The organism is Copranaerobaculum intestinale (assembly GCF_009831105.1).
Lineage (GTDB): Bacteria > Bacillota_I > Bacilli_A > Erysipelotrichales > Erysipelotrichaceae > Copranaerobaculum > Copranaerobaculum intestinale.
The window spans coordinates 1-2,969 of record NZ_WUUQ01000011.1 but is presented as its reverse complement, the minus strand read 5'-3'; the positions used below and the strand labels follow the sequence as shown (position 1 = coordinate 2,969).

Genomic DNA, 2,969 nt, shown 5'->3' with positions numbered 1-2,969 from the left:
TAACCACGATTGATAGGGAAAATATAAGAAGATAGACCTAGATATGTGAGGTTTACCACAAAAGCAAAATGCCCGTAGAGCCGATAAAATAAGGCTATGCGGACATTTAAGAAGATATAAAAAGATACTCAAAAAGACATATATAATTTGTTGTAAATTAAAATATTTCCATTTATCTGTATTCAACATTATCTATCACCACTCTTTATTAAATATGAATAATAATCTCTAACAGTTTTTTCAAAATCATCTACCGATAATTTTGTATAATCTGTTTCCATATATGCTTCTGCAAGCCACTCATCTTCATACGTAACCCTTTGCATTACAGACAATCCAGGAACTTCTCTTTTATTTTTATACAACTCCAACCATTGTAGCTCTGTACTTTGCCATAAACTATTTCCATCTTGATCAGTCTGATCTACTCTACCAAGGCCTTTTCTTTTAATAAATTTATCATCTTTGAAATATCCAAAAAAAGTATTTCGATTTGCTCTTTCATGTTTTTGAGATAAATCAAAAATCATACAACAAGCAATTGCTGAAGCTCCAGGATAAAACATCTCATTTGGAAGCGAAAATACCGCATCCAATGTATAACTATCCATCATTATTTTTTTATATTTTTTTACATCTCCACTATTACCAATAGCAGCTTGCATAGGTAATAGTACCGCTATTTTACAAGTACTTGGCACATGCTTTGCAATCCATTCAACAAAATGAAATCCCTTAGACGGATCTTCTTTTTGTTTAGAATTCCATGTTTTGGTGTATGCTGGATCACAAAATTTCTTTGTAGCATTATATGGAGGATTCATTAACACTACATTTACATTTTTATCTTTTATCCATTCACCTCTTTCAAACATTGAAGCCTGTATTACATTAGAGTTACCATCGCCATGTATTAGCATATTGGTGGAAGACAAACCAAACGCACCGTCTTCATATTCAATACCAAAGATTTTTCTTTTTTTTACATTATCACGGTCTGATTCTGTTTCACAATCATCCATTGCATCTGTCATTGCTCTAACAATAAAAGCCCCTGATCCACAGCAAGGATCTAATACTCTTGAGTTTTTGTTGACCCCTACAGCTTTACTCATAAAATCGCATATATGATCTGGGGTGAATGCTTGGTTTTTATCTGACTTTCCAACATATTTATTAAATGTTGTAAAAAAGAGGTTTAACAAATCTTGTCCTGCTGTATTCTGATCATTTATATAAGGTACAATGTTAAAATCTATAAAACTTAAAATATCTTTCAACTCTGTATAAGTTAAATTGGTAATATCTTGATCATCTAAAACTTTGTGATTTAATATAGCCAGTTTGCCTGCTTTATTCAAATCGGAAATATCACCACTTTTCGACAGTAATCCAGATAATATACTTTTTATACTTGCAATTACTATTTTTTCTTGAGACAACGTTTTCCCAGTGTTAGGATCAAGTGTTTCATTAACGTTTTGATAATTCAAGCCATTTTTCAGAGCTAATAAACAAGTGCCTACAAATTGACTTCTTAATTTCTCATTGACACCATCAGAATGTAATTTTTCATTAAGAATCTTAATTGAATCTACAATTTTGAGTTTATCATTTACTTTTCCAAAACAAAGATTTTCATATTCTTCAAATGTTTTTAAACTTGTTTCTTCAATTTTTAGATGTTCATCATCAATGATAACCGATTGTCCAAACCAAACCCAAACATCATTCCCTTCAGTTTCAGCTAAAATCGCTACAATTTTTTTATCTGAATATGCCTTTTCATACCTAACATAATCTTGTAATTGTTTTTGTATCTTTTCTTTTTTCCATCGACTAAATTTATTTTTACATTCTACTAGAACTACTAATCTCTCATTTTCAAAACGAATATCTAAAAATTGGTGTTTCTGTTGTGTATCTCCTTTTTGATAATCTTTAATATCCTTATTAATTGATGCCAGAGCTTTTACATAACTAAACTCTGAAGTTTCTGTGTTGCCAACATGATACTTCGCACCTATTTTTTGTATTATATCAAATCTATTCATGACTATTTCTCCTGTTCTTTAGTAAATTCTAAAATATCATCCACTTTACAATTTAGTGTTTGGCATATTTTTTCTATAACTACCACAGTAACATCCATCTCTATTTATTTTATTAATAGTATATGGACTGATTCCCGAAAGTTCCGCCGAATCTTTCTTCTTCATATCACAATCTAATAATAAATGCCATAATTTTTTATAAGAAACCACCCATAAAAAACTTCCTTTAAAATATATAACAATTTAATTGTATCATAAAAAACAAAGTTTTCACTATGTTTTTTGCTCTGCTTTTGATTATATTTACACATTTATTTTTATGGCTTTTCATAATAAAATTTTAATTTTCTCATTAGTTCATAATATATATTCTATTTATCATACAAAATTTAAATATATTTTGTACATTCCTAACTTACAAGTTAATAATCTCATTTATTACAATTTCCTCAACACTGTGGTGAAGAGCACTAAAAATATCCTAATCTGATTCATAATCATTGCAATACAACACGCCCCCTAGAAATCGTCGTTACCAATATGAGATGTATGAAGTATCGAAATGAGTGCTATAATGTAGTTCTATATATGGATGCGTTCAATAACGAAATAGTAAGTTACGCATATAGTAATAAACACATAGTTCTGTTCCTTATTTTGATAGACTGGCAGGACTATTAGATAAATGAAAAGGAATAAGTTACCCAACTATTTTACACTCAGACCAGGGTGCCACCTATTCCTCACTGGTATTCAACGATACCTATAAAGATTATAACATCATTCATTCAATATCCGAGTCCAAGACACCTGTTATAAACGCAGTAAGCGGAAAAAGAAGGTGAATGGTATGATGAATCATTTAGAATGGTATATAGCCAATAAGACGGTATTACCGATCAGTTTAAGACCAAA

2 protein-coding genes and 1 pseudogene are annotated in these 2,969 nt (G+C 30.0%); 1 reads left to right on the top strand and 2 read right to left on the bottom strand.

What is annotated here, in order from left to right; genetic code table 11:
* Nucleotides 1–188: 188 nt before the first annotated feature.
* Both GSF08_RS11455 and GSF08_RS11765 read right to left on the bottom strand, forming a co-directional pair.
* Nucleotides 189–2,054, bottom strand: coding sequence for an HsdM family class I SAM-dependent methyltransferase (locus GSF08_RS11455; protein ID WP_160625927.1), 1,866 nt, complete (start codon nt 2,052–2,054; stop codon nt 189–191).
* Nucleotides 2,055–2,056: 2 nt separating this feature from the next.
* Nucleotides 2,057–2,152: a helix-turn-helix domain-containing protein gene (locus GSF08_RS11765; RefSeq protein WP_249806133.1), complete on the bottom strand. Its 96-nt coding sequence runs from the start codon at nt 2,150–2,152 to the stop codon at nt 2,057–2,059.
* Between the two features lie 710 nt (nt 2,153–2,862).
* On the opposite strand from GSF08_RS11765, the pseudogene GSF08_RS11445 reads away from it, so the two are divergent.
* Nucleotides 2,863–2,969, top strand: a pseudogene (locus GSF08_RS11445) (IS30 family transposase); the annotation flags it as partial.

Coding starts and splice junctions, on each gene's coding strand:
- GSF08_RS11455 (WP_160625927.1), bottom strand. CDS start 2,054: ATGAATAGATTTGATATAATACAAAAAATAGGTGCGAAGTATCATGTT.
- GSF08_RS11765 (WP_249806133.1), bottom strand. CDS start 2,152: ATGGATGTTACTGTGGTAGTTATAGAAAAAATATGCCAAACACTAAAT.